Below are 545 nucleotides of genomic sequence, written 5' to 3' on the forward strand. Positions count from 1 at the left end.
AGAGCTGTGACTCAGGGCGAACGAATGTACGGCTACGTCGTCATTTGAGCTTCGCAACTCCGCCGATCTGAACAGACAGGTCGTTCGTCTTCGACTCCCGACTTACCGTCAGCCCGGGATCTGCCGGGCCAGATCATTGCGGTCGAAGTCGGAGAACTGCTGGGTGTCAGTGCAGTATCCACAGCTCGCTCCGAAGAACTCGGTGCGGGCGTTCGGATCGTCGAGTAGCCAGTACCGCAGCCACGCCGTGCTCGGCCCGCGCATATCGCCGCCGTTGATCGCCGTACCGAAGTGCGTGGCGCCGCGCAGTTCCAGATACTCGGCAGGCACGTGGTCGGCGTCCTCGTACATCGCCAGCACGATCGCCGGCCAAACGATTGCGTCGGCCTGGCCGGCCAGATAGAGAACGGGCTCGTCGATGAGATCGACATCATTGAGCGGGCCTGGTTGGATCGCGACGGCGGTGTCGACGCGGTCGTCGATCGCCGCGTTGATCGCCGCAGACCCGCCCTGCGAGTGCCCCACCGCACCAATGTGTTCCAGGT

1 protein-coding gene is annotated in these 545 nt (G+C 63.7%); it reads right to left on the minus strand.

Going from position 1 to position 545, the window contains the following annotated elements; genetic code table 11:
• Positions 1 to 108 precede the first annotated feature (108 nt).
• On the minus strand, positions 109 to 545 hold a 437-nt coding region (locus ABD369_RS40945), incomplete at its 5' end, for an alpha/beta hydrolase family protein (RefSeq protein ID WP_425557904.1).

The sequence above is a fragment of the Kitasatospora cystarginea genome (assembly GCF_039533515.1).
Taxonomy (GTDB): domain Bacteria; phylum Actinomycetota; class Actinomycetes; order Streptomycetales; family Streptomycetaceae; genus Kitasatospora; species Kitasatospora cystarginea.